This is a genomic window from Caenibius sp. WL (genome assembly GCF_019803445.1).
Taxonomy (GTDB): Bacteria; Pseudomonadota; Alphaproteobacteria; order Sphingomonadales; family Sphingomonadaceae; genus Caenibius.
On record NZ_CP081844.1, the window covers coordinates 3,091,825 to 3,116,670 of the forward strand.

The 24,846-nt window shown below is 63.3% G+C and carries 23 protein-coding genes; 14 read left to right on the top strand and 9 right to left on the bottom strand.

The features are described 5' to 3' along the window. Nucleotides 1–10 precede the first annotated feature (10 nt). A complete protein-coding gene (locus K5X80_RS14885; RefSeq protein WP_222558489.1) occupies nucleotides 11–1,201 on the top strand; it encodes a cytochrome P450 in 1,191 nt (396 codons plus the stop codon). On the opposite strand, the gene K5X80_RS14890 is transcribed toward K5X80_RS14885, so the two are convergent. Next, a complete protein-coding gene (locus tag K5X80_RS14890) occupies nucleotides 1,182–1,802 on the bottom strand; it encodes a TetR/AcrR family transcriptional regulator (protein WP_222558490.1) in 621 nt (206 codons plus the stop codon). The two genes, K5X80_RS14885 and K5X80_RS14890, sit on opposite strands and share 20 nt — an antisense overlap. Before the next feature lie 273 nt (nucleotides 1,803–2,075). Between K5X80_RS14890 and K5X80_RS14895 the strand changes: the two genes are divergently transcribed. Beyond that, nucleotides 2,076–3,704: a choline dehydrogenase gene (locus K5X80_RS14895; protein ID WP_222558491.1), complete on the top strand. Its 1,629-nt coding sequence runs from the start codon at nucleotides 2,076–2,078 to the stop codon at nucleotides 3,702–3,704. Nucleotides 3,705–3,794: 90 nt separating this feature from the next. Here K5X80_RS14895 and K5X80_RS14900 read toward each other — a convergent pair whose 3' ends face one another. Both K5X80_RS14900 and K5X80_RS14905 read right to left on the bottom strand, forming a co-directional pair. Continuing rightward, complete coding sequence (locus tag K5X80_RS14900) at nucleotides 3,795–5,486, bottom strand: FAD-dependent oxidoreductase (protein WP_222558492.1); 1,692 nt, start codon at nucleotides 5,484–5,486, stop codon at nucleotides 3,795–3,797. 5 nt (nucleotides 5,487–5,491) lie between these two features. Continuing rightward, a complete protein-coding gene (locus tag K5X80_RS14905; RefSeq protein ID WP_222558493.1) occupies nucleotides 5,492–6,280 on the bottom strand; it encodes an SDR family NAD(P)-dependent oxidoreductase in 789 nt (262 codons plus the stop codon). Nucleotides 6,281–6,484: 204 nt separating this feature from the next. Between K5X80_RS14905 and K5X80_RS14910 the strand changes: the two genes are divergently transcribed. The 5 genes from K5X80_RS14910 to K5X80_RS14930 are packed head-to-tail and all read left to right on the top strand — an operon-like array spanning nucleotide 6,485 to nucleotide 10,105. After that, nucleotides 6,485–7,246, top strand: a complete 762-nt coding sequence (locus K5X80_RS14910) for an SDR family NAD(P)-dependent oxidoreductase (RefSeq protein ID WP_222558494.1) — start codon at nucleotides 6,485–6,487, stop codon at nucleotides 7,244–7,246. A gap of 11 nt (nucleotides 7,247–7,257) precedes the next feature. Continuing rightward, nucleotides 7,258–7,968, top strand: a complete 711-nt coding sequence (locus K5X80_RS14915; RefSeq protein WP_222558495.1) for an EthD domain-containing protein — start codon at nucleotides 7,258–7,260, stop codon at nucleotides 7,966–7,968. Nucleotide 7,969: 1 nt separating this feature from the next. Beyond that, nucleotides 7,970–8,923 (top strand): helix-turn-helix transcriptional regulator, encoded by a 954-nt coding sequence (locus tag K5X80_RS14920; protein ID WP_222558496.1) that lies wholly within the window; start codon nucleotides 7,970–7,972, stop codon nucleotides 8,921–8,923. Continuing rightward, entirely contained in the window at nucleotides 8,916–9,788 is an 873-nt protein-coding gene (locus tag K5X80_RS14925; RefSeq protein WP_222558497.1) for an SDR family NAD(P)-dependent oxidoreductase, read from the top strand. Before K5X80_RS14920 ends, K5X80_RS14925 begins: the two co-directional genes overlap by 8 nt. Before the next feature lie 32 nt (nucleotides 9,789–9,820). Continuing rightward, nucleotides 9,821–10,105 (top strand): putative quinol monooxygenase, encoded by a 285-nt coding sequence (locus K5X80_RS14930; RefSeq protein WP_222558498.1) that lies wholly within the window; start codon nucleotides 9,821–9,823, stop codon nucleotides 10,103–10,105. A 43-nt stretch (nucleotides 10,106–10,148) separates the two neighbouring features. Here K5X80_RS14930 and K5X80_RS14935 read toward each other — a convergent pair whose 3' ends face one another. After that, nucleotides 10,149–10,949: a sugar phosphate isomerase/epimerase family protein gene (locus tag K5X80_RS14935; protein ID WP_222558499.1), complete on the bottom strand. Its 801-nt coding sequence runs from the start codon at nucleotides 10,947–10,949 to the stop codon at nucleotides 10,149–10,151. A gap of 308 nt (nucleotides 10,950–11,257) precedes the next feature. On the opposite strand from K5X80_RS14935, the gene K5X80_RS14940 reads away from it, so the two are divergent. The 4 genes from K5X80_RS14940 to K5X80_RS14955 all read left to right on the top strand — a co-directional run bounded on the left by K5X80_RS14940 (nucleotide 11,258) and on the right by K5X80_RS14955 (nucleotide 15,094). Beyond that, a complete protein-coding gene (locus K5X80_RS14940) occupies nucleotides 11,258–13,000 on the top strand; it encodes an N-acyl-D-amino-acid deacylase family protein (RefSeq protein ID WP_222558500.1) in 1,743 nt (580 codons plus the stop codon). Between the two features lie 6 nt (nucleotides 13,001–13,006). After that, nucleotides 13,007–13,879: a Coq4 family protein gene (locus K5X80_RS14945; protein ID WP_222558501.1), complete on the top strand. Its 873-nt coding sequence runs from the start codon at nucleotides 13,007–13,009 to the stop codon at nucleotides 13,877–13,879. Between the two features lie 250 nt (nucleotides 13,880–14,129). Beyond that, on the top strand, nucleotides 14,130–14,597 hold the full coding sequence (locus K5X80_RS14950; RefSeq protein WP_222558502.1) for an Lrp/AsnC family transcriptional regulator: 468 nt from the start codon (nucleotides 14,130–14,132) through the stop codon (nucleotides 14,595–14,597). Nucleotides 14,598–14,605: 8 nt separating this feature from the next. Continuing rightward, nucleotides 14,606–15,094 carry an Lrp/AsnC family transcriptional regulator gene (locus tag K5X80_RS14955; RefSeq protein ID WP_222558503.1) on the top strand — a complete coding sequence of 163 codons (489 nt, stop codon included), beginning with the start codon at nucleotides 14,606–14,608 and terminating at the stop codon, nucleotides 15,092–15,094. Here the strand turns inward: K5X80_RS14955 and K5X80_RS14960 are convergent. After that, on the bottom strand, nucleotides 15,088–15,843 hold the full coding sequence (locus K5X80_RS14960; RefSeq protein WP_222558504.1) for an SDR family NAD(P)-dependent oxidoreductase: 756 nt from the start codon (nucleotides 15,841–15,843) through the stop codon (nucleotides 15,088–15,090). The genes K5X80_RS14955 and K5X80_RS14960 overlap by 7 nt on opposite strands. 83 nt (nucleotides 15,844–15,926) lie before the next feature. On the opposite strand from K5X80_RS14960, the gene K5X80_RS14965 reads away from it, so the two are divergent. After that, a complete protein-coding gene (locus tag K5X80_RS14965) occupies nucleotides 15,927–16,997 on the top strand; it encodes an alkene reductase (protein ID WP_222558505.1) in 1,071 nt (356 codons plus the stop codon). 134 nt (nucleotides 16,998–17,131) lie between these two features. Here K5X80_RS14965 and K5X80_RS14970 read toward each other — a convergent pair whose 3' ends face one another. The 4 genes from K5X80_RS14970 to K5X80_RS14985 form a co-directional block, all read right to left on the bottom strand. Beyond that, the gene (locus K5X80_RS14970) at nucleotides 17,132–18,220 is read right to left on the bottom strand and encodes a 3-ketosteroid-9-alpha-monooxygenase, oxygenase component (RefSeq protein WP_222558506.1); all 1,089 of its coding nucleotides are present in this window, start codon (nucleotides 18,218–18,220) and stop codon (nucleotides 17,132–17,134) included. 23 nt (nucleotides 18,221–18,243) lie between these two features. Then, the gene (locus tag K5X80_RS14975; protein WP_222558507.1) at nucleotides 18,244–19,437 is read right to left on the bottom strand and encodes a flavin-dependent monooxygenase; all 1,194 of its coding nucleotides are present in this window, start codon (nucleotides 19,435–19,437) and stop codon (nucleotides 18,244–18,246) included. 20 nt (nucleotides 19,438–19,457) lie between these two features. Next, nucleotides 19,458–20,384, bottom strand: coding sequence for a VOC family protein (locus tag K5X80_RS14980; RefSeq protein WP_222558508.1), 927 nt, complete (start codon nucleotides 20,382–20,384; stop codon nucleotides 19,458–19,460). A 198-nt stretch (nucleotides 20,385–20,582) separates the two neighbouring features. After that, on the bottom strand, nucleotides 20,583–21,875 hold the full coding sequence (locus K5X80_RS14985) for a TetR/AcrR family transcriptional regulator (protein WP_222558509.1): 1,293 nt from the start codon (nucleotides 21,873–21,875) through the stop codon (nucleotides 20,583–20,585). 320 nt (nucleotides 21,876–22,195) lie between these two features. On the opposite strand from K5X80_RS14985, the gene K5X80_RS14990 reads away from it, so the two are divergent. Beyond that, the gene (locus tag K5X80_RS14990; protein WP_222558510.1) at nucleotides 22,196–23,047 is read left to right on the top strand and encodes a Coq4 family protein; all 852 of its coding nucleotides are present in this window, start codon (nucleotides 22,196–22,198) and stop codon (nucleotides 23,045–23,047) included. Continuing rightward, nucleotides 23,047–24,798 (top strand): N-acyl-D-amino-acid deacylase family protein, encoded by a 1,752-nt coding sequence (locus K5X80_RS14995; RefSeq protein WP_222558511.1) that lies wholly within the window; start codon nucleotides 23,047–23,049, stop codon nucleotides 24,796–24,798. Before K5X80_RS14990 ends, K5X80_RS14995 begins: the two co-directional genes overlap by 1 nt. The last annotated feature ends 48 nt before the right edge of the window (nucleotides 24,799–24,846 follow it).

The following is a 24,846-nucleotide window of genomic DNA, read 5'->3' on the forward strand; positions in this document are numbered from 1 at the left end:
AGACGATGCTGTGGCAGTGGATTACGATCCCTTTTCGACCGAAGCGATGCGCGACCCGCACCCGATCTACAAGGATCTGCGTGCCGAAGGGTGCCCGCATTTCGTCGAAGCGCGGCGTGCCTGGGCCCTGACCCTGTACGATGATCTCAAGAAAGCGAGCCTGCGCAACGCCTGGCTCGATTTCTCCGCCGGGCAGACCCCGGCGCAACTGATGCTGGGCGAGCCGGTGCCGCACACGTTCATGACGATGAACCTGCCCTACAACCGCAAATGGCGCGGGCTGCTGGAACCGTTCTACGGCGCGGGTGCGATCCAGAAGGAAATCCCCCGCCTCAAGGCCGCCATCGCCAGAGAACTGGAGCCTCTGCGCGGGCAGGACAGCTTCGATGTCTATCACGATTTCGCCAATCAGGTGATGTGCATTAACGCCGGATACAATCTCGGCCTGCCGCGCGATCAGGCCATCGCAGCGCGCAATCTGATCGACCGGATGATCCTCAACCGTGTCCCGGGTCAGGTCGGTTCCTCCACGCCCGACAGCCAGCAGGCGGCGGGCGAGCTGATGCACCTGCTGATGGGCCACGTCGCCCATATGCGCGCCGATCCCTCGGCGGGCGGCCCCCAGGGCAGAGTGCTGCGCGACGCCGAAGTGGATGGCCAGCGCCTGTCGGATCAGGACCTGTTGTTCTATCTTTTCAGCCTGCTGGTCGTCGGGTCGGAAACCACGCCGATGGCGGTGGCGGGCACGATGTACTATCTCGCCCGCCATCCCGAACAGAAGGCGATGGTGCTGGCCGATCATGACCGGCTGGCCGATGCCTTTCGCGAAACGCTGCGTTACGATCAGCCGACCAACATGCTCGCCCGCCGCGCGGCGACCGATTTCGAACTGAACGGCGCGGAAATCAGGGCGGGCGACAATCTGCTGTTCATTTACGCTTCCGCCAATCGCGATGCGAACCGCTTTGCCGATCCCGATAGCTTCGACATCACCCGCGCGAACGAGGGCGATCTCAGCTTCGGCATCGGTGCGCATTTCTGCCTTGGCGCGGCGCTGGCCGTGGTTGCGGGCGACCTGATGCTGCGTGCGATCTTCGAACTGATCGAGGATTACGACGTGATCGAGCAGAAATGCGAGCGCGCCTTCGGCGAGCATCTCAACGGCTTTGTCCGAATGATGATCAGACCGCGCTGGAAGTAGCGCCGCAGACCTGTTTCAGCCCCGCCACGATAATCTTGGCCATCAGGCGGAAATCGTCGATTTCGAGATTGTCCGGATCGAAGAACGAGCGTTGTACCATCGGCCCGACGATCAACTCATGAGCGATGGAAGGGGGCGTGCCGGCGGGCAGTTCGCCCCGGTCGATCGCGCGCTGGATCATGGCGATGCCCGATGCGCGGCGGCGATCCACCGTTTCGTGCAGGCGCGCGGCCAATGCCTCGTTGTGCATGGCCTCGCTCACCAGCGCGGGCAGCACGCTGGGCAACGAAGTGGTGCGAAGAAACTCGTAATACTGGGTGATATAGGCGAGAATCTCGCTCTCCAGATCGCCGGTTTCCGGAACTTTGACGAGAGGCAGCAGATCGAAGGCCGCAATCGCCAGTTCCTCCTTCGTGGCCCAGCGGCGGTAGATCGTGGCCTTGCTCACTTTCGCGCGGGCGACCACCGCATCCACTGTCAGCCCCGAAAACCCCACATCGCCGAGCAGAGCCAGCGTCTCGACCAGAATGGTCTGTTCGCGGCTGGCGTCGCGCGGTCTTCCGGGTGAACGGCGCACGGCAATTTTCTTTTCCGTTGCCACTCTTATCCTCCCCAATGGACCCACACGAAACCGACAGTACTGTTGCAGCGATAGGCGGCTCCGGGCGGCTGTTCAACCCGCCGCAGGCCGTTTTCGCATACAGCCCGCCCAGTCTTCGCCACCCCGGGGCATTTCGAAAGCCAGCAGACCCTTTTCAGCCATACAGAACATATCACGCCAGTAAGCGGTTTATTGCAGGCAGAGGGGTTGCGCATGGCGGCAACTTGCGGAAGCACCGGGGAGAGTGAGAAGCGGGGATGCGAAAAGCGGATCATGACGACAACCGAATTTGACTATGTGATCGTCGGCGCGGGGGTGGCCGGATGCGTTCTTGCCAACCGGCTGTCGGCCGATCCGGGCCATCGCGTGCTCCTGCTCGAAGCGGGCGGCAAGGACAACAGCCCCCTGATCGCGGCCCCGGGCGGCCTCTTGCCGATCATGATGTCGGGCAGCCATGCATGGCGCTATATGTCCGCACCGCAGAAGCATCTTAACGACCGGGTGCTCTATCTGCCGCGCGGCAAAGTGCTCGGCGGCGGTTCCTCGATCAACGGCATGACGTATGACCGGGGCATGCACAGCGATTATGACCGCTGGGCGCAGGCGGGCAATCCGGGCTGGTCCTTCGCCGAAGTGCTGCCCTATTTCCGCAAGCTGGAAACCTATCGCCCGCACGACGATGTCTGGCATGGGCAGGACGGCCCCATCCAGGTAACGCGGGCGGATCAAAGCCACCCCTTTGCCGAAGCGTTCATCGCGGCCGGGCAGCAAGCCGGTTATTCCTACAACCCCGATCTCAACGGCGTGTCGCGCGAAGGGTTTGGGGCGGTCGATCTGACGGTGGGCAACGGCAAGCGCTCCAGCGCGTCGTCCGCTTATCTTCGCCCGGTCATGAACCGCCCCAATCTGACGGTGGTGACAGGCGCGCAGACCCGCAAGATCCTGTTCGAAGGCCGACACGCCACCGGCATCGCCTATCGCCATCAGGGGGAAGATCGCGTGGCCCATGCCGCGCGCGAAGTGATCCTCAGCGCTGGCGCGATCAATTCGCCGCAACTGCTGATGCTTTCCGGTGTCGGTCCGGCGGCGCATCTGGCCGAACACGGCATCGCGCTGATCCACGATCTGCCCGGCGTGGGGCAGAATCTGCAGGATCATCTCGCCGTGCATGTGAAATACAGGGCGACCAAGCCGCTTTCGATGCTGCGCTATATCAATCCGTTGCGCGGTGCGGTGGCGATGGCGCAATATCTGCTGCTGAAACGCGGGCCGCTGACGCAAACAGGGATGTCGGTGGCCTGCTTCGTCAAGTCCGATCCCGCACTCGACGAGCCCGATATCAAGATGCTGCTGGTCATGGCGCTGATGAGCCACAACGGCCAGAAAATGGTGCCGATCCACGGGTTTTACGCACACACCAATGTCGCCCGGCCCGAAGCGCGCGGCAGCGTCACGCTTGCCAGCGCCGATCCGGACATGCAGCCGGTCATCGATCAGAACTATCTCGCCACCGAAAACGACCGGCGGGTGGCCCGTGCCGCCGTGCGCGCCGCGCGGGCCATTTTCGAACAGCCCGCGTTCGACGCCTTCCGGGGCGAAGAACTGGCCCCCGGCCCCCATGTGCAGAGCGATGAGGACATCGACGCCTATATCCGCGCCAAGGCGGAAGCCGATTATCACTCCATCGGCACCGCCCGGATGGGCAACGACCCGATGGCCGTGGTCGATCCGCAGTTGCGCGTCCACGGCATCGCCGGGCTGCGGGTGGTCGATGCCTCGATCATGCCGCATTTGCCCGGCGCCAACACCGGCATTCCCGTGGCGATGATCGCGGAAAAGGCCGCCGATATGATCTTGGGCAATCCCCCCCTGCCCGCCGCGGAAATTCCCGCACAAGGCTGATCGCGCGGAAGATACCAAAAAGCCCCACCTTCTTTCGAAGGCGGGGCTTTTCAATGGGCCGGACCGGGACCCTTGCCCCGGCGCCTGCCTTTATTCGTTGCCGCCCGTCATATCGCGCGCGGCGATATAGCCGAACGTCATCGCCGGGCCGATAGTCACGCCGGCGCCGGGATAGCTTTCGCCCATCGACGATGCGGCGTTGTTGCCCACGGCATAGAGGCCCTTGATCGGCTTCCCCGCATCGTCGATCACCTGCGCCTTGGCATTGGTCATCAGGCCCCCGTTGGTCCCGATATCGCCGGGGTAGATCGGCATCGCATAGAACGGCGCTTCGGTCAGCGGGCGCAGGCACGGGTTGGGAGTGTTGCGCGGATCGCCGTACATCTTGTCGTACGCGGCCTGGCCGCGATGGAAGGCCGGGTCTTCCCCCTTCGCCGCATGTTCGTTGAATTCGGCGATCGTCCGGGAAAGCGCGGCCGGATCGACCCCCATCTGCGCGGCCAGTTCCTCGATCGTCCCGGCCTTCTTGAGAATCTGCTTCACCGCGCCGTTCTGCGCCCAGTCGGGAATCAGCGGATAGAGCGGCCCCATCGGGAACTGATGGCGATAACGATAATCGAACACCATCCAGCTCGGGCTGGCATCGCCATGTTCAAGCTGGCGCTGGGCCATCAGTTGCCCGGTCACATGATAGGATGCGGCTTCGTTCAGATACCGCTCCCCCTTCTGGTTGACCATGATGCAGCCGGGCAGGGCCCGCTCGATCGTGCACAGACGGCCGCGATCCTCACCCGGAACGTAGAACACCGGGGCGGCCCAGGCCGACTGCATGTTCATCGTTCCCGCGCCCACCGCTTCGCCCGCGCGAATGGAATCGCCGGTGTTGCTGGTGACGCCGCCGGAAATCTGCGCCGTGGGATAGAGCGGAGAATTGGCGTCGCGCATCTGCTGGTTCTTGTCGAACCCGCCAGCGGCCAGCACTACCCCCTTGCGCACGCCGATCCGCATCGGCTTGCCCTTATGGGTGATGACCGCGCCCACCACCCGGTCGCCTTCACGCACCAGTTCGGTAAGCGGGCTTTCCAGCCACAGCGGCACATTGCGTTCGTTGAGCGCAAGCCGCAGGCCACCTGTGAGCGCATTGCCCAGCGTGAGACGGCGATCCTTGCGCGAAGTGAAGCGGAACGGCCAATCCAGCCAGTACTTGGCCATGTTGATCGTCAGATGGGTGAACCAGCCCTTGGTACGGTAAAGCAGCTCGGTGGTTTCCGCGAAGGTCCAGTTGAGCCATCCGAACAGGCTCGCCGCGGGGGACGGGAAACGCTGCGTGCGCAGATCGGCGCCAAGCTGCTTGCCATCGAATTCGAGCGGCAGGTGCGTGCGGAAACCGGTGACCGAGCCACCGGGATTTTCCGCATGATAATCGGGATAAGGCGCCGCGATATAGCGGATCTGGGTATTGTCCGTCACCCAGCGCAGCATCGGCGCGGCGTTGTTCACATAGGCGCGGATGTTTTCGTCCGGAACGTTGTCTTTCGACAGGCCCCGCACGTAAGTGAAAGCGTCGTCGAGATTGTCCTCGAACCCCGATGCTCTGGCCTGATCGCTGCCCGGAATCCAGATTCCGCCGCCGGAGGTGGCGGACGTGCCGCCCCACAGTTTGTCCTTCTCGACGATCAGCACATCGGCCTTGTTCTTTGCCGCGACCAGCGCGCTGAGCAGACCGCCCGCACCCGAGCCGACGACGAGGACATCGACCTCTTTATCCCAATTCTGGCTCATATCGTTTATTCCGCGGTGAAAAATTGAGGAGCCTTGCGCTCGACGATGGCCTGATTCCGATTGGAGAATGTCGGTTCCAGCGCTTCGGGCTGCGGGAAGATCCAGTATTCGCCGCGTTCCACCGCATCGAGCACCAGCGGCGCGAATTCATCGCCGGTCATGCCGTGCTGTTCGAGCATGCTCGTCATCGTGGTGTGGAAACCTTCCGCCTGTTCGGGCGGCGCTTCGCGGAAAATGCCTGACTTGACCGGCCCCGGCGCCAGCAGCGAGACACCGATCTTCGATCCCAGGATCTGCAATTCGCCCGCAAGGCTTTCGGTCAGCGCCACAGTGGCGAACTTGGTGGCCGAATAGGGGGCCATCAACGGTGAAGGAAGGAACCCGCCGACAGACGCCGTGTTGATGATCCGCGCCGGACGGTCGGCGGCCAGCAGCCGGGGCACGAAAGCGCGCAGCCCATTGAGGATGCCTTCGACGTTGACCGCCCAGGCCTGTTGCCACTTTTCCGCCGGGATTTCCCAGCTGTTGCCCGTCGCCAGAACCCCGGCGTTGTTGAACAGTAGGTCCACCTGCCCATGGGCCTTGTATGCCTTTTCCGCCAGCGCTTCGCAGGCGGCCAGATCGGTCACATCGGTCTGCACCGCATAGGCGGCATTGCCGATTCCGCGCGCCACCTCCTGCAGGGCCGCTTCATCGCGATCCGCCAGCACCACCTGCATCCCACGGCGTGCGGCTTCGCGCGCCAGCCCGGCGCCAATCCCGCCGGCTGCGCCGGTAATTACGGCAACGGTCATCGTAAATCTCTCCTTCAAGGGGATGTAAACGGCAAGGTTTCGCCGCCGTCAATGACGCGTGAACGATCACCCCCCGCAGCCCGTGGTAACACAGGCATCTTCCCACCGAATTGGTAACGCAACTGTGGACACGCTTGCCAATAAGTCAACACCATGCGTAGAATGCCGGGCAATAATCTACGAATTAACCCAAGGTGAGGATGCATGACCGATCTTAGCGGCAAAGTAGCACTTATCACCGGCGCGGGTCAGGGCGTGGGGCAGGGAATCGCCTTCGCGCTCGCCGGTGCCGGCGCCAGCGTCGTCCTGGCCGGGCGGACACTGGAAAAGGTCCAGAAATCGGCCGATGACATCATCAAGCGCGGCGGCAAGGCAATGGCCCTGGCCTGCAACGTCAAAGCGGCTGACGATCTCGCCCAGGCGGTCGATGCCACGGTGAAGGAATTCGGCGGGCTCGATATCCTCGTCAACAACGCGCAGGAAGTGCCGCTCGGCACGCTCGACAAAGTCACCGACGCGGCGTTTACCGCAGGCTTCGAATCGGGCCCGCTCGCCACGATGCGCCTGATGAAGCTGGCCCATCCGCACATGAAGGCACGCGGCGGCGGCACGATCTTCAATTTCGCTTCTTCCGCCGGCATCCGCTGGGATATGAGCGGTTACGGCGCGTATGGCGCGGTCAAGCAGGCGATCCGCAGCCTGACGCGCGCGGCCGCGGCCGAATGGGGCCCGGACAACATCCGCGTGCTGACGATTGCCCCGCATGCGGAATCGCCCGGCCTCAAAGGCTGGTTCGAAGCCAATCCCGAAGAAGCCGCCGCGTTCTTCCGCACCATTCCGCTGGGTCGCATCGGCAGGCTGGAAGAAGACATCGGCCGGGCCATCGTCGCCCTGTGCGGCACCGATCTGAGTTATCTCACCGGCGCCACCATCCCGCTCGACGGCGGTCAGGCAAACTTCGACTGAGGCGCAACCACATGGAAAAAGTCATTTACGCCCTTTGGAAAGCCGAAGGCGAAAACCGCGAAAGCTTCAACGCACGCTTGCTGGAAAGCCTGCCCGAAGCGCTTAAGAAAACGGGCGCGACCAAAGTCCGCATCAACGTGCGCGATGCCACGGTCGATCCGGCCGCGCCGCTGATCCAGCAATGGCAGCAGCCGATGCAGGATGCGGTGGTGCAGTTGTGGCTGCCTTCGGCCAATGCGATGTTCCGCGGCGATACCGATGCCGTGGTGGCAGCGCATTGCGACCGCTTCGCCGCGTGGCTGGTCGCCGAATCCGCCATCATCCCCAACACCGAACACCCGCCTGTCAAGCGGGGGGAACGGACCTGGGGCTGGTCGCAGGCAAGCTTCATTTCCTTCCGCAAGGACATGCGCTGGGAGGATTGCATCCGGCACTGGCATAGCCACCATGCCCGCGTGGCCATCGATACCCAGTCGAATTTCGAATATATCCAGAACCTGATCGTCCGCCCTCTGACGGAAAACGCGCCGACCTATGGCGCTTTCGTCGAGGAATGCTTCCCGCTGGAAGCGATGACGGACACTTACGTGTTCTTCGACGCGGTGGGCGACGAAGCCAAGTATCAGGCGAATCTCAAGGCGATGATGGATAGCTGCGGCGGCTTTATCGACGCCACGCAGATCGACATCGTACCCACCAGCCAATTCGACTTCGCGGAATGAGGTGGAACGGTCCCCGCCCCACCCGCTGACGTTTACCCCCACGGTCCTCAACCAGTTCGACGTCGGCCCCGGCCGTCTCGAACTGGTTGAGTGGCTGTGGCCGGATATGTTCGAATTTACGCGAACGGAATCCGAGCTGATGCTGGAAATGTCGATCCCGCCGCTGGCGGCCGACGCTTCCGCCTGTTTCCCGGACATTGCGCCGGAAAAATACTGCTTCATGGGCACGCTGTTCGTCCGCTATCCCGGCATTGCCGTAAGCGGCCGGTCCGAAGGCGGGCGGATCCGGGTGATCCGCTGCGTTTTCGAAGAAGGCACGGCGCACAAGATTCTGCGCCACAAGCCGCATCCCCCGCTCGATTTCCTGCAATCGCTGCTCAATGTCCGTAGCGATGCCCTGCGCACGCTGATGCGCCTCGCCCATCGTGAACTGATAAACCCGGTCGACCGTTCGCCCGAAGCGATCGAGGCGCTGATGCGGGTGATCGTGGTGGAGATGGAACGCCTGTTCGAACGCCAGCGCGACAGCCAGTCGAGCGGCCGTCTGGCCGCCTGGCAATACCGCCGTATCCGGGAACGGCTGATGGAAGGCGGCGGACAGCCTGCGGTGGCCGATCTGGCCCGCCTTTGCGGGATCAGCAGCCGCCACCTGCACCGCCAGTTCCTTGCTCTCACCGGCAAGACGATCTCCAAATATATCGAGAATTTCTGGGTCGAACAGGCGAAGGAACTGTTGCTGGCGCGGCATATTTCCATCAAGGAAATCGCCCAGCGCTGCGGCTTTTCGCATGCCAACAGCTTTTCGCGGGCTTTCCGCAGAGTGAGCGGGCTGTCGCCGCAGAAATTCAGGCAACGCGCCGGCGATGGCGCGGACATATTCCAGCAGCCGCACGAGGGCGCCACGCCCGATTCCGGCGGCTTCAAGCGAGAGGACGCGGAGACAGTATATGACTGACAGAAAAGTGGCGCTGGTTACCGGGGCGAGCCGCGGCGCGGGCGCGGGCATTGCCCGCGGCTTCGGCGAACTGGGCTACACCGTCTATGTCACCGGCCGCACCGTGGCCCCGGGGGACGCCAAGGGGTGGGATGGATCAGTCCTGCCCGGCACCGTCGCGGAAACCGCCGCCAGGATCACCGAACTGGGCGGCCAGGGCATTCCCGTGCTGTGCGACCATGCCGACGATGCCCAGGTCGCCCGGCTGTTCGAACAGATCGAGGCAGAACAGGGCCGTCTCGATATCCTCGTCAACAACGCGACCTATATCCATCACCAGCTCATCACCAAGATGCCGTTCTGGGAGAAGGAACTGGATGCGCAGAAGATTCTCGATGTCGGCCTGCGCTCGGCCTATGTCGCCAGCTGGCATGCGGCGAAGATCATGGTTCCGCAGGGCAGCGGGCTGATCGGCATGGTCTCCTCCTTCGGCGCGACCTGTTACATGCACGGCCCCGCCTATGGGGCGCAGAAAGCCGGGCTGGACAAGCTGGCGCACGATATGTGGCACGATCTGCGCGACACCGGCGTTGCTGCCGTCTCGATCTGGCTCGGCCCGCAAATGACCGAGCGGGCGAAGATTTCGGCCGAAGTCGAACCCGAACAGTACAAGGAACTGATCGCCACGGCGGAAAATCCCGAATTCACGGCCCATATCCTCGACGCTATCGACAAGGCCCCCAATCGCGACGAACTTTCGGGCCAGACGCTTGTCGGCGCGGAAATCGCCAAGGCGCTGGGTGTCACCGATCGCGGGGTGGAGCGTCCGTCCTATCGCGAAATGCTGGGCACCCCGCGCGAGCGCAATTTCGCCGCGATCTACTGACCCCTGCCTGCCCCGTTACCGAGGAGAGAATGATGGCCATCAAAGTTGTCTATGACATGACCGCCACCGCCGGAAAGGGCGATGAATTCGCACAGGCGCTGGCCGATCTCGCCGCTGTCGTCAGCCCGCTGGCAGGCTGCGACGGCATCGACATCCTGCGCAAGCAGGACAATGCGGACCAGTTCCTGTTCGTGGAAAGCTGGCAGTCCGGCGAAGCCTATGCCGAAGCCAGCAAGCTGGTGCCGCAAACGGCGTTTGCTCCGCTCAAGCCCCTGTTCGCCGCGCCGCCCGCGCGGTCGGTTTACGACGCGCAATGACCGGCGGCGGGCCGGCTTCGCCCCCGGCCCGTTTCCTATAGCGCTAGTTTTCCTGCCCGGTCGCCCGCGCCATCACCGCGCGCATCGCCTCCACGGCAATGCGCCCGCGCGCCAGTGCGGTGGTGCCCGCCGGGGCCGCGAAAGGCGCTTCCACGGCGATCCGGGCATGGCCGGGTAGAAGGGGAATCAGTTCCTCCAGCCGGAATTCCCCCTGCCCCGGGGGCAGGCGTTCCCGCGTCGCTTCCACCGCCAGATCGGCAGGGGCGGCAAGCGGCCCGTCGCTGACCTGCACATGGGCGATCCGTTCAGGCGGCAGCGCGGCAATATCCGCCCAGGTCCCACCGGTACGGATGACGTGCAGCGTATCGATCGTAAGCCCGACATCATCCCCGCATGCCTCCGCCAGAGCCAGCGCATCGGCCGCAGTCCGCACGGGAGAGAGCGAAAACGCCTCGATGACCATGCGCGTGCCGGCATTGCGGGCCATTTCGGCCAGACGCGCCATGGAATCCACCCGGCGGCCGGCATCCGCATCCATCGACAGAGCGTTGATTTCTCCGTCCAGTTCGACCGCCAGGGCAATCGTGCGTTCCAGCATCGGCCAGTCCGGGCTGGCATCGAGCAGGAACGGCTCCACAATCCCGATGGAAAGGCCATGCGCCCGCAATGCGGCCATAACATCGCGCCGGGCGGCCTGATCGGTGACCAGATCGAGATAGGGCCCGATCGGCAGCGGCCGCGCGAACAGGCTCACACTGGAACAGGCGAGCTGGCCCGCGACCTCGATCATTTCGAGAGCGGGCAGATCGCAGAGCGAAAGGTGATCGAAGCACAATCCTGTCATCCCGCAAGGTTCCAACGATCCGGCGGCGGCGTCAACCGTTCTCGTGCCGCTTGCAGCGCCTGAGAGAAGCAAGCGATTCGTGGGGACATGCAGCCTGTGCCGCCGCCATGCAGCCCGGTGCTGCAAGACCGCTCCCGCACCCCGGGCCCGCCATCCGAAAGGACCATGAAATGATCTCAGTGGGATCATAATACGATACGAATCCCATTTCGCGATTTTGCCGTTTGCACCATGCGGGGTTACTCTGGGAGTGCACAGGCATGAAGCGCGCAAGGCGCTCTGCCCGTCTTCAATCGGGAGAGATTCGAATGAACGGCATGTTGATCAAGAACGGTACCGTCGTGGACGGCACCGGCGCCCCGGCATTCCGGGCGGATGTCCGCATCCGCGACGGTGTCATCACCGAAGTCGGCGAAAGTCTGGAAGCAGGCGGCGAACGCGTTTTCGATGCGAATGGCTGCTATGTCACCCCCGGCTTCATCGAAAGCCATACCCATTACGACGCCAGCATGTGGTGGCAGCCCGATCTCGATCCGCTGCCCAGCTACGGCGCGACGACGATGATCCTCGGCAACTGCGGCTTCACCATGGCCCCCCTGCACCCGAGCCAGGAAGCCCGTGAAGAAGTCATGGGCATTTTCTCCTTCTTCGAAGACATTCCGCTGGAACCGTTCAAGCAGCATGTGAGCTGGGACTGGAACACCTGGTCGGAATATCGCGCCTCGTTCGAGAAGCGCCTGCAGGTGCCGCTGAACTATGCCAGCTTCGTCGGCCATATTCCGCTGCGCCTTGCCGCGATGGGCATGGATGCGTGGAACCGCGCCGCGACGCCCGAAGAAATCGCCAAGATGGCCGAACTGCTTGACGATGCGCTGGCCGCGGGCGCTCTCGGCCTGTCGGACAACCTGCACGATCATGACGGCGACAACCGCCCGGTCCCGACCCTGCTGGCCGACGATGCGGAATTCACCGCCCTGTTCGACGTGATGGATCGCTATCCGCACACTTGCTATCAGGTGATCGTCGACACGTTCATGCGCAAGACCGGCCCGGACAGCCTCAAGCGGCTCGAAAAGCTGCTCAAGGGCCGCAAGATCCGCGTGCAGATCGCAGGCGCGATCCCTTCGCTCGAATTCCAGAAGGATATCCTTCCCGCGATGCAGGCCAGCACGCAGTCCATGCGCGATGCGGGCATCGACGTGTGGCCGGGCTATGCCCACGTTTCGCCCACCAACGTGCTGGGCATCGTCAAGTCGCTGATCTACGCGCAGTCGAACGATTACGTCTGGCACGAAGTCGTGCTGGCCGAAGATCATGACGAAAAGCGCCGCCTGCTGGCCGATCCCGAATGGCGCGCCCGCGCCCGCGACAGCTGGGACAATCAGGCATGGCCGCATTCGCCGCTGCAAAATCCGCAGGATCTCTATCTGATCGACAGCGAAAACGGCACCGGCCCGATCAACATCACGCTGAAGGACTACGCCGAAAGCCGTGGCCTGCACCGCAGCGATGCGATGGCCGAATGGATTCTCGCCAACGGCACGCTTTCCACAGTCCACATGGCGCCGTTCCCCAAGGATGAGGAACTGACCATCGACCTGATGAACGACCCCAGGACCGTGGGCAACATTTCCGATGCCGGCGCGCACTTGCAGATGCTGTGCGGCGGGGGCGAAAACGCTCTCCTGCTCACCCAGTACGTCCGCGAGGAAAAGAAGCTCTCGCTCGAACAGGCCGTCCATGTGATGACCGGCAAGCTCGCCACGCACTTCTTCCTCAACGATCGCGGGGTGATCGCACCGGGCAAGCGCGCGGATATCTGCGTGTTCAATCTGGACGAGATCGAACGCCGCCAGATGATCAAGGCCTGGGACATGCCCGATGGCAAGGGCGGCACGAGCTGGCGCTTCACCCGCGAAGCCATGCCCGCCCGCCTCACGCTGGTGAACGGCGTGCCCACTTTTGAAAATGGCGCTTACACCGGCAACAAGCCGGGCAAGTTCCTTTCCCCTGCCAACGACAGCGCCGCTCTTGCGGTTGCAGCGGAGTAATTGACCATGGCTACTGAAGCACAAGTGGGCGAAGGCGAACGCGCCTATTTCAACGGCGCGATCCGCAAGATCGAAACCGACAGCTCGGTTCTCATCAGTTCGTCGAAGTATCTCAACAATCCTGAACTGCGCGCGCTGATCGCGCAGGAAATGCTCCGCCGCAACGGGGCCGACCTGCCGAACACCGCCTATATCCCCGAAGTGGTCCAGATTCTCCAGAATCTGGAGGACATGCCGCGGATCATGCAGCTTTTCGAAGAAGAAAAGGCTCGCCTGCCGGAATTCCGCGCATGGCTGGAAAATCGCAATCTGGCCAATTTCACTATCGAACAGGTGAAGGATTGCAAGCCCGGCACGCTGGGTGAAATGCTGCACAAGTTCATGGTCGAAAGCGGCTACGAACTCGATATCTTCTATCGCGAAGTGCAGGTGGTGAACGATTTCACTTTCTACCTGCGCCAGACCGCGCTGACCCACGATATCGAACACATGATCACCGGCTTCGGCCCGAACCATGGCGGCGAAGTCGCTCTGCTCAACGCCAATCTGCATGCGCGCGTGCGCTATTTCCACCCGGAACTGGCCGCGTTCTTCAACCGCGTGCAGATCTATCTCAAAGCCAAGACGATCATGAAGGACGGGCTTCACTACCCCGAAGCCATGGCGCTCAATCTCGAAGCGGAATATCACGGCGCCGTGCAGGGCCGTAACTGGAAATACCCGCTGATGGTCGTCGACTGGCGCAAGTACGTCGATTGGCAGGTCGCAGACATCCGCAAGGAACTGAACATCACCCCGGTCATCGAAGAAGGCATCTGGGACGATACCAACAAGCTGGTTGACGAAGGCCATCCGCAATATCTGGAAGCGGCCGAATAACGGAATAGAACCGCACGAACGCGGCTTCAACTGGGGCGGGCCTTGGGCTCGCCCCTTCTTCTGTCCTCCTGCCACACAAAAACAGCCCGCCAGGGCATGGCGCCCGGCAACAACTTTTGTTGACGAATTGGGGGATATCGCGCTTTTTTCGCTGTTCGCGAATGCGGGCTGCCCGTAGTCTGCCAGCCAGCACGGCGCGCTTTTGCCGTATCGGCCCTGGGCCTATCGATTTTCTGCCATGCGGAGGGGCATGACACAGACATTCAACTTCGACGCGACCGACCGGGCCATCGTGGAACTGCTGCGCCAGAACGGGCGCACCACCAACCAGCAGATCGCCGAAAATCTGGGATTGACCGCCACCACCGTGTCATCGCGGATCAAGCGCATGGAAGACGCCAACCAGTTGCGCGTGGTGGCCGTGTCCGATTTCGCGGCGCACGGGTTCAATTTCCTGATGGAAGTGGCCATCGAAGTCGACGGCCGCCCCGCTTCGGAAGTGGGGGAAGAACTGGCCCGCTTTCCCGAGGTGTTCGCCGTGCATCTCGTCACCGGCCGCTACGATCTCGACATGCTGGTGGCGCTGAAGGATTTTGACGACCTGTCGCACCTGCTGCTGGACAAGTTCTCGAAAATCCGGGGCATCCGTTCCATGACGCCGGCCATCGTTGTCGATATCATCAAATATCAGTTCGATATCGCCCCGATCGAGGAATGACGCGGGCCATGGCCGGAACCCAACAGCTCGACGATCTGGACCGCCAACTGGTCGCCATGCTCAGCCGCGATGCGCGCGTTTCCAACCGCAGGATCGCGGCCGAACTGGGCGTGACCGAAGGCACCGTGCGCGGCCGGATCAAACGCCTTCAGCAGGATGGGCTGATCACCTTCACCGCGATCACCGGGCTGGAAATGGCGGCGAAATCGCGGCTTGCCTTCATCAGCATCGATGCCAACGTCAACCATGTCCGCGCCATCGCCCGGCAGATCGCGGATATGCCGCTGATCAACGGGGTGATGATCACCATGGGCCAGTTCAATATCCTGGCCATCTGCCTGTTCGAAGATCTCGACAAGCTGGTGGATATCGCATCGGACACGATACTCGCCCTGCCCGGCGTGCATCACGTCGAAACCTCGATCGCGGTCAAGACTTACAAGTACAACACGCGGGTCGCCCGCATCGCGGCCGACCCGCAGGGTGTGGCTCAATAAACGGTGGTGCCACCGTCCACCGCGATCGGCTGACCGGTCACGAAACCGGCCGCATCGGAACACAACCACAGCACCGCGGCAGCGATTTCTTCCGGCCGTCCCATCCGGCCCATCGGCGTCATCTGTTCGATCTTCGCGCGGATTTCCGGGTTGGCGGCGGCCTGCGCCGTCATCGCGGTGTCGATCACGCCGGGGCACACCGCATTGACGCGAATACCCTGGTTGGCCCAGCGCAGCGCCCCATGCCGCGTCAGCCCGACAACGCCATGCTTCGACGCGGTGTAGGCAGGCTGCGCGCCGTTGCCAACCAGCCCGTTGATCGAAGCGGTGTTGACGATCGCCCCGCCGCCGCTCTGCAGCATCACTTCGGCTTCTTCGCGCATGCACAGCATCACGCCGGTGAGATTGATATCGATGCTGCGCGCCCAGGTGGCATCGTCATATTCGTTGGCGCCCACACTGTTGATGCCCGCGTTGTTGAAAGCGTAATCCAGCCGCCCGAACTTGGCCACGGCCGCGGCGACCATTGCCTTGACCTGCGCCGGATCGCTGACATCGCAATGCTGGAACACGGCCTTGCCGCCTTGCGCCGCGATCTGGGCCACGGTTTCCTCGCCCGCCGCGTCCTGCACATCGCAGACCAGCACCGCCGCGCCGGAATGGGCAAACGCCAACGCGGCCGCCCGGCCGATCCCACCACCCGCGCCGGTTACCAGGGCAACCTTGCCGTCCATTCCGTAATTGATCATGCGCGCTCCTTGCATTGCACCGGCCAGCTCTTAATCTGACCGGCAAATGGCGGTCAACGCCGCAATGGATCTTGGAAACACGCATGGACGATCTGATCTTTACGCCGACCCGGTTCGGCGCTCTGACTCTTGCCAACCGTATCGTGATGTCGCCGATGACCCGCAGCCGCGCGGGGGCGGGCGATGCACCGACGACGATGAACGCCGCCTATTACCGCCAGCGGGCCAGCGCCGGGCTGCTGGTGACCGAAGGCGTGTTCCCCTGCCCCGAAGGGAAAGGCTACTGGCGCACGCCCGGCATCCATTCGCAGCAGCAGATCGACGGATGGGCCCAAGTGGCGGAAGCCGTCCATGCCGAAGGCGGGCTGATCTCCATGCAACTGATGCATTGCGGCCGCGCCGTCGCCACCGCCAATCGCGGGTATGAGGCCGATGTGGTGGCGCCTTCGGCCCTGCCCTGCCCCGATCCGATTCCGGGGCCCGACGGCGTGCCCGTTCCCGCCGCCATGCCGCGTGCGCTGGCCGCCGACGAACTGCCGCTGGTGGCCGAACAGCACGCGCAGGCGGCCCGCAATGCCCGAGCCGCCGGGATCGACGCGGTGGAACTGCACTGTTCCAGCGGTTATCTCATCAACAGCTTCCTCAATCCCGCCAGCAACAAGCGGGAGGATGCGTTCGGCGGCAGCCCGGAAAACCGCGCCCGTTTCCCGATCATGGTGGTCAAGGCGATGGCCGAAGCGGTGGGCGCGGACCGGGTCGGCGTGCGCATTTCCCCCGGCAACCCCTACAACGGCATGGACCCCACCGATCCGGGCCCGGTGTTCGCGGCTCTGCTGGATGGGATCGACGATCTCGGCCTGGCCTATCTCCATGTGCTCGACACCTATCGCCCCGGTTTCGACACCATCGCATTCGTGCGCCGGCACTGGTCCGGCCCGGTGGCGATCAACAACATGCTGACGCTGGACAAGGCGCGGGCGCTGCTCGCCGGCGGACAGGTCGAAGGCGTATCCTTCGGGCGCGCGTTCATCGGCAATCCCGATCTTGTCGCCCGCTTCCGGGCCGGGGCCCCGCTTGCCGAGGCGCGGCAGGAACATTTCTACACCGGGGAGGAAGTGGGGTACACCGACTATCCCCCTTTCACCGCCGCCTGAACGCCGCCGCCCACGAAACGGCGGAGCCGGCGTAAAGCCAGCCCCGCCCCCTTTCCGGCCCCGCGTGACGAGACGGGCCGAGGCGGGCCAGCACTCCCGCCTCAAGGCCCAGGGGCCGGCCATTGCGCGCCTTGTCAGGCCACCGCCCGCACCGGCGGCGTATCGCCCGCTTTCGCGGTGATGTGCGTACCATTCACCCGTTTGTGGAATTCCGCTGCCCGTTCGCGCGGGTTGTAGAACTGCTTGTACCAGATGCGTTCCTTATGGAACGGGCCATCATCGGGAATCTGCAGGATATTGATCGCCGGCTCCTTGTACTTCCACAGTTCGAAATCCTGCGCGAAAGCGGCCAGCCCCGCTTCGTGATAGGCCCGTGCGATGGCCGCTTCTTCACGCGTCGGCTCGTGATTTTCAGCCGTTTTCGCCATCACCGCGAACCATACGCGCACTTCGCCATCTTCGACCGGCGTGTTGCAGATCATCATCAGCGAAGGATGCTTACCTTCCATGCGCGACAGCAGAATGCCCGGCCCGGTGTACCAGGTGTCGGTTTCCAGCAGCGCATCGCCATCCACCAACGTGCGGTGGCCCGAACCGAAGCGCTGGCGCATGATGTGTCCGGCGAATTCGTTCTCGAAATAGGCATGGCCCATGCTGCCGTGCACCGGCGTGAAATGGCCGAAATCGGTCATGTTATCGACGATTTCCTGCGGGTGGATGGGCAGTGTCCCCAGATGATCCACCTGCCAGCGGACCCAGCCCTGTTCGGTCTGGTCGTATTCGGCGAACGTGGGCAGATCGAAATCGGGAGCGCCGCCTTCCATGTCGTGCCACATCCAGATGCAGCCTGCCCGTTCGACCACCTTGTGCGATTTGATGCAGGCCGCCTTGGGAATGCCGCGAGTGGAATAAGGGATATCGTCGCACTGCCCCTCGGGCGTGAAGCGCCAGCCATGCGCCGGGCACCGGATCGAATCCCCTTCGATCCGCGTCCCGTCCTTCACCACGTAGGAGGTGGTGTTGCGGGCGATGTTGACTTTCATGTGCGGGCAATAGGCATCGAGCAGCACCACCCGCCCGCTCTTGCCGCGATAGAGCGCCATTTCCTTGCCGAAGAAGCGCACCGGTTGCGGTTCCTGCGTCACTTCATCGGCAATCGCGATCATGAACCACCCACGGGGAAATGCCAGTTCGCCCAAGCCATATTCAGCAGTCGTTGCCATAATACCTCTCCTTGAATGGCGGATCAGATGAAACTGTCGGTGTTGGGGCCGCCCAGCATCACGCCGCCGACATTGCGGCCCACGGTGTTGGGGTTGTTGGCCACATGCGTGCGCCCGGCATGGATATCGCAGAACGCCCGCGCGATCGGATTGCCGCGATAGATCGCTTCCGCGCCGCTCAGGAAGAACAGGCGGCTGATCAGCGCGCAGCAGCGGCTGGAAATCTGCGCCGACTGGAAGCGGAAGCGCAGCCGGGTTTCGAGATCGGCGGATTCGCCTGCCCGCGCATGGTCGTTCAGCACGCCGAAATTGCGGAACAGGATGGTCTTCATCTCATCGATCGCAGACTGGGTTTCGGCGATCAGTACCTGCACGTCGGGATCGCCGGCGGCGCTGGCGAAGCTGTTGTTGCTCCTGCGCCGCGCGCCCGTTTCGAGAAACACGTCGAGCGCGCCCTGCAACGCCCCAATGGATGAAGACGACACCGCGCGGACGAACACCTGCCCGAACGGCAGCTTGTAGAGCCGCGCGGGATTGGCCTTGGCGCCCGGGCTCGTCAGCGCGAACCCATCCTTGGAACGGTGTGTGCGATAGGCGGGGACGAACGCATCGGATACTGTCACGTCCTGGCTGCCCGTGCCGCCGAGACCGATCGTGTTCCAGATCGGCAGGACTTGGAAATCCGCCCGTGGGACGAGGAAAGTCAGGAAATCGGGTTGGCCGGTTTCCGGATCGGGCACCAGCCCGCCCAGAAACGCCCATTCGCAATGATCGATGCCGCTGGAAAAGCCCCAGCGCCCGCTGATCCGGTATCCGCCTTCGACCGGAGTCACCTCCGCGCGCGGCATATAGGAGGAGGAGATCAGCGTCGTCGGGTCTTCGCCCCAGACATCTTCCTGCGCCTGCGGGTCGAACAGCGCCAGTTGCCAGTTATGGACGGCCACCACACCGAGCACCCAGGCCGAGGACATGCAGCCTTCGGCAAGCTTCATCTGGACTTCGTAGAAAACCTCCGGGTCCATTTCGTAGCCGCCGTAGCGCCTGGGCTGGAGTATCTTGAAGAAATCGGCCGTCTGGAAATCGGCGATGGTCGCATCCGGCACCTTGTTTTCCGCTTCGCACTGATCGGCGCGGGCGCGCAAGGTGGGCACCAGCGCGGCGGCGCGGGCGACCAGATCGGCCGGACTGGGCGTATCAATCTTCGGGGCAAGGCTCATGAGCCGTCTCCTTTTTTCGTTCAGGCCGCGCTGGCCATGGGATGTTGCTGGTGTTCATCGGCGCCGAAGCCGATGCTGAAATCGTGGCCCCACAGGCTGACCGACGTGCTTTCGAACACGGTGTGGCGATCCCAATCGATCATCCGCCCGCCGAACCCGTATTCCAACGCAAAGCCGCCCGGCGTCGCCATATAGAAACTGGTCATGTGATCGTTGGTGTGCTTGCCCAGTGTCGCCATCATCCGGGTGCCGGCGGCGCGGGCGCGGTCCATCGCATGGCCGACTTCATCCATCGTCGGCACTTCGACCATCAGATGCACGCATCCCGCAGGCACTTCCCCTTCGAACAGGGCAAGCGAATGATGCCGGGCGTTGCCGCAATGCATGAATTCGATGCGCTGCTCCGGCCCTTCCACGCCTTGCGGGCGATGGATCATGAAATCGGCCATGCCGAAACCCAGCACATCGATCATGAAGGCCCGCGTTTCCGCGAAGTTCGGCGCGGGCAACACGACATGGCCGTAGCCCATGTCCCCGGTCACGAAACCGGGCACGCCCGCAGGCGACACGAAGCGATCGAAATGCGAAGTATAGCCCAGCACCAGTTCGTGCCGGTTGCCCGATGGATCGAGGAACCACACCATATCGACCGCATGGCGCAGAGCGCGCTCCTCAGCCGTCGCCGGGTGGCAAGCCACACCTTTCCGCTTCAGTTCGGCCAGCCCGGCGGCAAATTGCGCCTCGGTCCGGATTTCCCAGCCGCTGGCGAAGTACCGGTCCTGCCTATCGTGCCGGATAAACAGTCGCCCCGCCCGTTCGTCCATACGGAGCGCGAGACCGCCCGGCACGGGGTGTGCGGAAAAGCCGGCCACATCCTCACCGAAGCGTTCCCACGCGGCGAGATCGGTGGCGCTGATGACGCTATAAGCCAGTGCCGCAATTTCCATGACGCAACCTTCCTTGCGAAACCATGGAAGGCATCATGACCTGCGGGCGGCAACGTGAAATTGACTTACATCAAACCGATCCAGAGATCGCGAAAATCTGCGCCATCAATCAACGAATACGCGATACCATATCAACAAAAGTCATGATATTGCGTACAATACTATCTCATTTTCTACGCAAACATTCTCTCACCGGCTCTACAGCGCAGCTGTAAATCCGCGTAGGAAGATCGCGGCCGCGCGCCGGGCTGCGCCAGCCATTTCGGAGGGGCCAAGCGCTTTGCCTGCCGCGACCACCCGCGTGCCCTTGAAAGCCAGCACCAGCGCCTGGCGCGCGTACCATGGCCGGTCGTGCACCCGCACTTTGCCCGCTGTTTCGAGACTGTCGAGCCATGCCGTCAACGGTGCGAGCCATGGATTGCGCAGGATCGCATAGACATCGCGCGCCAGTTCGGGATCGCGCCGCATTTCGGCGATGACAGTGCGATGCAACAGGATCGAATCGGCACCGCCGAGCACCTGCAGGCTGGCCTGAAGGAAGCGGGCCAGGGCTTCCTCCGCCACTTCCCCCGCTGGCAGCGGCGGCGGCACGGCATCGGTCAACCGACGTGCCATTGCCCGCATGGCCGCGCCGAACAGCCCCGCCTTGTTGCCGAAATGGCGATAGAGCGTGCCGCGCCCGACGGCAGCCTCCGCCCCGATCAAGTCGAGACTGGCCCCCTGATAGCCGTTTTCGAGAAAATGGGTGGCTGCCACGTCGAGCAGCTTCGCGATATGCGCAGGTGGCGCATCCCCGGCAGGCGGGGCGGCGGGCACGGGGAACCGCTGAGCCCCCATATCGTCCATGGCAAGGATGCCATGTCCGAACAACTTGGCCACCCGCCGCGCGGCAACATCGCGCTGCGCCGGGGGCGGGCTGGGAAAGCCCATCAGCAAAGCCGGGCTTTCGGACGACAGCGATCCGAACAGAACCGCAAAATCAAGCGGCACATGAGCGCTCTCGCCATGCGCCTCGGCGATTGCCTGCAACAAGGCACGGATCGGCTCCAGCCTGTTCGACTGCACATCGTGCATGCTTTCCGCGAAATCGGGCATCAGCCGCGCGATGCTGATCGTGATCCATGCCGCGCTGAGGAAACCGCCATCGACCGCTGCATCGAGAATGGCGCGGGAAAAGAACGCCAGCCCATCGTCCGCCGCGCGGGCATCCACCGGCTGTGCGTTCACCCGCGCGGTGAATTCGGTGCCCAGTTCCTCGGCAGCGGCACGGAACAGCGCCTCCTTGTCCGGGAAATAGCGATAGATCGTTTCCTTGCTGACGCCCGAGGCACGCGCGATCGCATCGATGCTCACCGCGTCGAAACCGCCCGCGACGAATTCGGCCCGGGCCACGGCAAGCAAATGGCGCACGCGGGCCGATTGCGGCCCCGATTGCGATGGGGCCTGCGCAGCGCGGGATTCAGGATCTTCCAAAGCGATGGTCGCCTCCATCACACGGGCTATAGCAGACCCGCACCCGGTTGCAGCCTGCCCACACCGCTCCATCAACAGGCTATCCATAGCCAAGCATGGCGCGAATGTCTTGACAAAAATCGAACGGTGGGATACCGTTCGATTACAGAACCGATAAAGTCAGGCGCCAAATGGGCGCGATAGCCAGGCCGAACCCCGATATCGCAAGTGGGAAACGGCGGCGTTATCGCATATCCTTGCCACACGGCTGACCGCATCGTTCAACCGGCGCCCCGCACACAGGCTTTCGGGCCAAACCGGGCAGCACCGCGATGGCGCAAGTTTCGGGAGAGTATTCGATGGCCGATGACGTACCTTACCTGTTTCGCGGCGTGATGCCGGTGGAGACACCCAGCAGCGTGCTGGTGTCATCCTCCAAATATCTCAACAATCCGCGCCTGCGCGAATGGCTGGCGATGATCCTCCTGCGCCGCAACGGGCCGGACATGCCCCCGCCAGCGGAAATGTACGAGTTCATGGGCATTCTCGACGAACTGCGCGATTACGACCGGATCGAACAGATGATCACGGACGAACGCAAAGTGAACCCGGAATTCGACGCGTGGTTTGCCGAAGGATTCCATTCCACCTACACCATCGAGGATTTCCGGCAGTACGATCCCGGCTCGCTCGGCGGCATTTTCTATACCTGGATCACCGAAGGCGATTACGAGATCCAGATCACCCCGTGGCAGGAGCCCAAGACGCAACTGGAATTCTACAATTTGCGTGCCGGGCAGACGCACGATTTCGAACACATCCTGACCGGCGGCGGCTTCAATTTCATGGGCGAACTCGTGCCCTACTGGTATCGCCTGACCAACATCTTCAAGCACATCAAGGACCCGGAACTAGCGGCCGAACTGTGCACGATCTACATTTTCGGATCGCTGCGCTACACCGTGCGCACCATCCTCCACTATCCTCAGGTCTGGATGACCGCGGTCAAATGCATCGAACAGGGGATGAAAGTCGGCCAAGCCAGCGATGCGCTGTTCATGAAGAAGCTCGAACCGGCTTTCCATCTGCCGCTGGAAGAAGCGCGCGCAGCGCTGGGCGTGCGGGAAGCAGTCTTCCTCGACACGCATAACGAAGGCATGTTCTGGGCAACGGACGGCAAGGAACAACTTCTGCGGGAGGCAGCCGAATAATGGCACGGTGCGATATTCTGATCCGCGGCGGCACGATAGTCGATGGCAGCGGCAACGAACCCTTCACCGGCGATCTCGCCATCACGGGAGACACTATCACCTGGATGGGCGACGCTTATCAGGGCGAAGCGGGTGAAGTGATCGATGCGGCGGGGCTGACGGTCACCCCCGGCTTCGTCGACATCCATACCCATTACGACGGGCAGGCGGCATGGTCCGACGAATTGTCCCCCTCCTCCTCTCATGGCGTGACGACAGTCGTCACCGGCAATTGCGGCGTCGGCTTCGCCCCCTGCCGCGCGGAAGATCATGAACGGCTGATCCGCGTGATGGAAGGCGTGGAAGACATTCCCGGCGTCGTCATGGCCGAAGGGCTGGACTGGGCGTGGGAAACCTTCCCCGAATATCTCGATGCGCTGGCCGCCCGCCCGCGCGATATCGATGTGGCCGCGCTGCTGCCGCACAGCCCCTTGCGCGTCTATGCCATGGGCGAACGCGGCGCCAACCGCGAACCGGCAACACCGGACGATATGGACCGGATGTACGATCTGACACGCGAAGCGCTGGATGCGGGCGCCATCGGCTTCGCCACCTCGCGCCTCCTGATCCATCGCACCAAGGCGGGGGAGAACATTCCCAGCTTCGCAGCGGACGATGCCGAACTCAAGGCCATCGCAGCGGCGATGCGGGACACCGGCAAAGGCGTGTTGCAGATGGTGCTCGATTCCCCGTTCCAGAGCTGGAACGATGAACTGGCCCACCTGATCGCGATCACCGAAAGCTGCGGCCGCCCGGCGACATTCACTCTCGGCACCTCGAACCATGGGGAGCCGGTGTTCCGCGATGCCCTGCGCATTGTTGAGGAAGCCAATGCGCGCGGCCTGTCCATCGCGCCGCAGATTCTGCCGCGCCCGGTGGGGATGATTGGCGGCTTCGACCTGTCGACGCATCCGTTCTGCCTCTGCCCCAGCTATATCGCGATTGCAGGGTTGCCGCTGGACGAACAACTGCCCCATCTGCGCGATCCGGAATTCCGCGCCACGCTGATTGCCGAGCAACCGCAGGAAAACCATTCGCTGGCGATGATGACGCGCAACTGGGACTGGATCTTCCCGTTTGCGGGCGAACCCAATTACGAACCCCCGGTGGAAACCAGCATGGGCGCGCAGGCCCGCGCGCAAGGCCGCACGCCGGAAGAAGTGGCCTACGATCTGCTCATGAATGGCGGCGATGGGCGCGGCATGCTCTACAACGCGCTGGGCAATTACTATCAAGGCAAGTTCGACGCGCTGTACGAACTGATGACGCATCCCGATACGGTGATGGGCCTCGGCGATGGCGGCGCGCATTATGCCGCGATCTGCGATGCCAGCTATCCCACTTTCCTGCTGACCTACTGGGTCCGCGATCGGGACGGCCCGCGCCTCACGCTGCCACACGCGGTCCGTGCCTTGACCTCGCGCCCGGCCGCGACGGTGGGCCTTGAAGATCGCGGGCTGCTGGCGCCGGGTTACAAGGCGGATGTCAACGTGATCGATCCGGCAGGCATGAAACTGCACCTGCCGGTGATCCGCCGCGACCTGCCCACCGGTGGGCGCAGGCTCGATCAGGCGGCGACCGGTTATGTCGCGACGATCTGTTCCGGCACGGTCATTCGCCGCGACGACCAGCCGACCGGCGCCCGGCCGGGCCGCGTGGTCCGTGGCAATCAGGCCGCGCCGCAGCCCAGCGCCGCGCTGGAACCCGCCTGAGCCCTACTCCCTTGCGGGGCGGTTTCGCGCCGTTCCGCAAGGGTGTGC

What these genes read in the sequence shown, in the direction of transcription:
- K5X80_RS14895 (WP_222558491.1), top strand. Translation starts at nt 2,076, where the DNA reads ATGACGACAACCGAATTTGACTATGTGATCGTCGGCGCGGGGGTGGCC.
- K5X80_RS14900 (WP_222558492.1), bottom strand. Translation starts at nt 5,486, where the DNA reads ATGAGCCAGAATTGGGATAAAGAGGTCGATGTCCTCGTCGTCGGCTCG.
- K5X80_RS14905 (WP_222558493.1), bottom strand. Translation starts at nt 6,280, where the DNA reads ATGACCGTTGCCGTAATTACCGGCGCAGCCGGCGGGATTGGCGCCGGG.
- K5X80_RS14910 (WP_222558494.1), top strand. Translation starts at nt 6,485, where the DNA reads ATGACCGATCTTAGCGGCAAAGTAGCACTTATCACCGGCGCGGGTCAG.
- K5X80_RS14915 (WP_222558495.1), top strand. Translation starts at nt 7,258, where the DNA reads ATGGAAAAAGTCATTTACGCCCTTTGGAAAGCCGAAGGCGAAAACCGC.
- K5X80_RS14925 (WP_222558497.1), top strand. Translation starts at nt 8,916, where the DNA reads ATGACTGACAGAAAAGTGGCGCTGGTTACCGGGGCGAGCCGCGGCGCG.
- K5X80_RS14930 (WP_222558498.1), top strand. Translation starts at nt 9,821, where the DNA reads ATGGCCATCAAAGTTGTCTATGACATGACCGCCACCGCCGGAAAGGGC.
- K5X80_RS14935 (WP_222558499.1), bottom strand. Translation starts at nt 10,949, where the DNA reads ATGACAGGATTGTGCTTCGATCACCTTTCGCTCTGCGATCTGCCCGCT.
- K5X80_RS14940 (WP_222558500.1), top strand. Translation starts at nt 11,258, where the DNA reads ATGAACGGCATGTTGATCAAGAACGGTACCGTCGTGGACGGCACCGGC.
- K5X80_RS14945 (WP_222558501.1), top strand. Translation starts at nt 13,007, where the DNA reads ATGGCTACTGAAGCACAAGTGGGCGAAGGCGAACGCGCCTATTTCAAC.
- K5X80_RS14950 (WP_222558502.1), top strand. Translation starts at nt 14,130, where the DNA reads ATGACACAGACATTCAACTTCGACGCGACCGACCGGGCCATCGTGGAA.
- K5X80_RS14955 (WP_222558503.1), top strand. Translation starts at nt 14,606, where the DNA reads ATGGCCGGAACCCAACAGCTCGACGATCTGGACCGCCAACTGGTCGCC.
- K5X80_RS14960 (WP_222558504.1), bottom strand. Translation starts at nt 15,843, where the DNA reads ATGATCAATTACGGAATGGACGGCAAGGTTGCCCTGGTAACCGGCGCG.
- K5X80_RS14965 (WP_222558505.1), top strand. Translation starts at nt 15,927, where the DNA reads ATGGACGATCTGATCTTTACGCCGACCCGGTTCGGCGCTCTGACTCTT.
- K5X80_RS14970 (WP_222558506.1), bottom strand. Translation starts at nt 18,220, where the DNA reads ATGGCAACGACTGCTGAATATGGCTTGGGCGAACTGGCATTTCCCCGT.
- K5X80_RS14975 (WP_222558507.1), bottom strand. Translation starts at nt 19,437, where the DNA reads ATGAGCCTTGCCCCGAAGATTGATACGCCCAGTCCGGCCGATCTGGTC.
- K5X80_RS14980 (WP_222558508.1), bottom strand. Translation starts at nt 20,384, where the DNA reads ATGGAAATTGCGGCACTGGCTTATAGCGTCATCAGCGCCACCGATCTC.
- K5X80_RS14985 (WP_222558509.1), bottom strand. Translation starts at nt 21,875, where the DNA reads ATGGAGGCGACCATCGCTTTGGAAGATCCTGAATCCCGCGCTGCGCAG.
- K5X80_RS14990 (WP_222558510.1), top strand. Translation starts at nt 22,196, where the DNA reads ATGGCCGATGACGTACCTTACCTGTTTCGCGGCGTGATGCCGGTGGAG.
- K5X80_RS14995 (WP_222558511.1), top strand. Translation starts at nt 23,047, where the DNA reads ATGGCACGGTGCGATATTCTGATCCGCGGCGGCACGATAGTCGATGGC.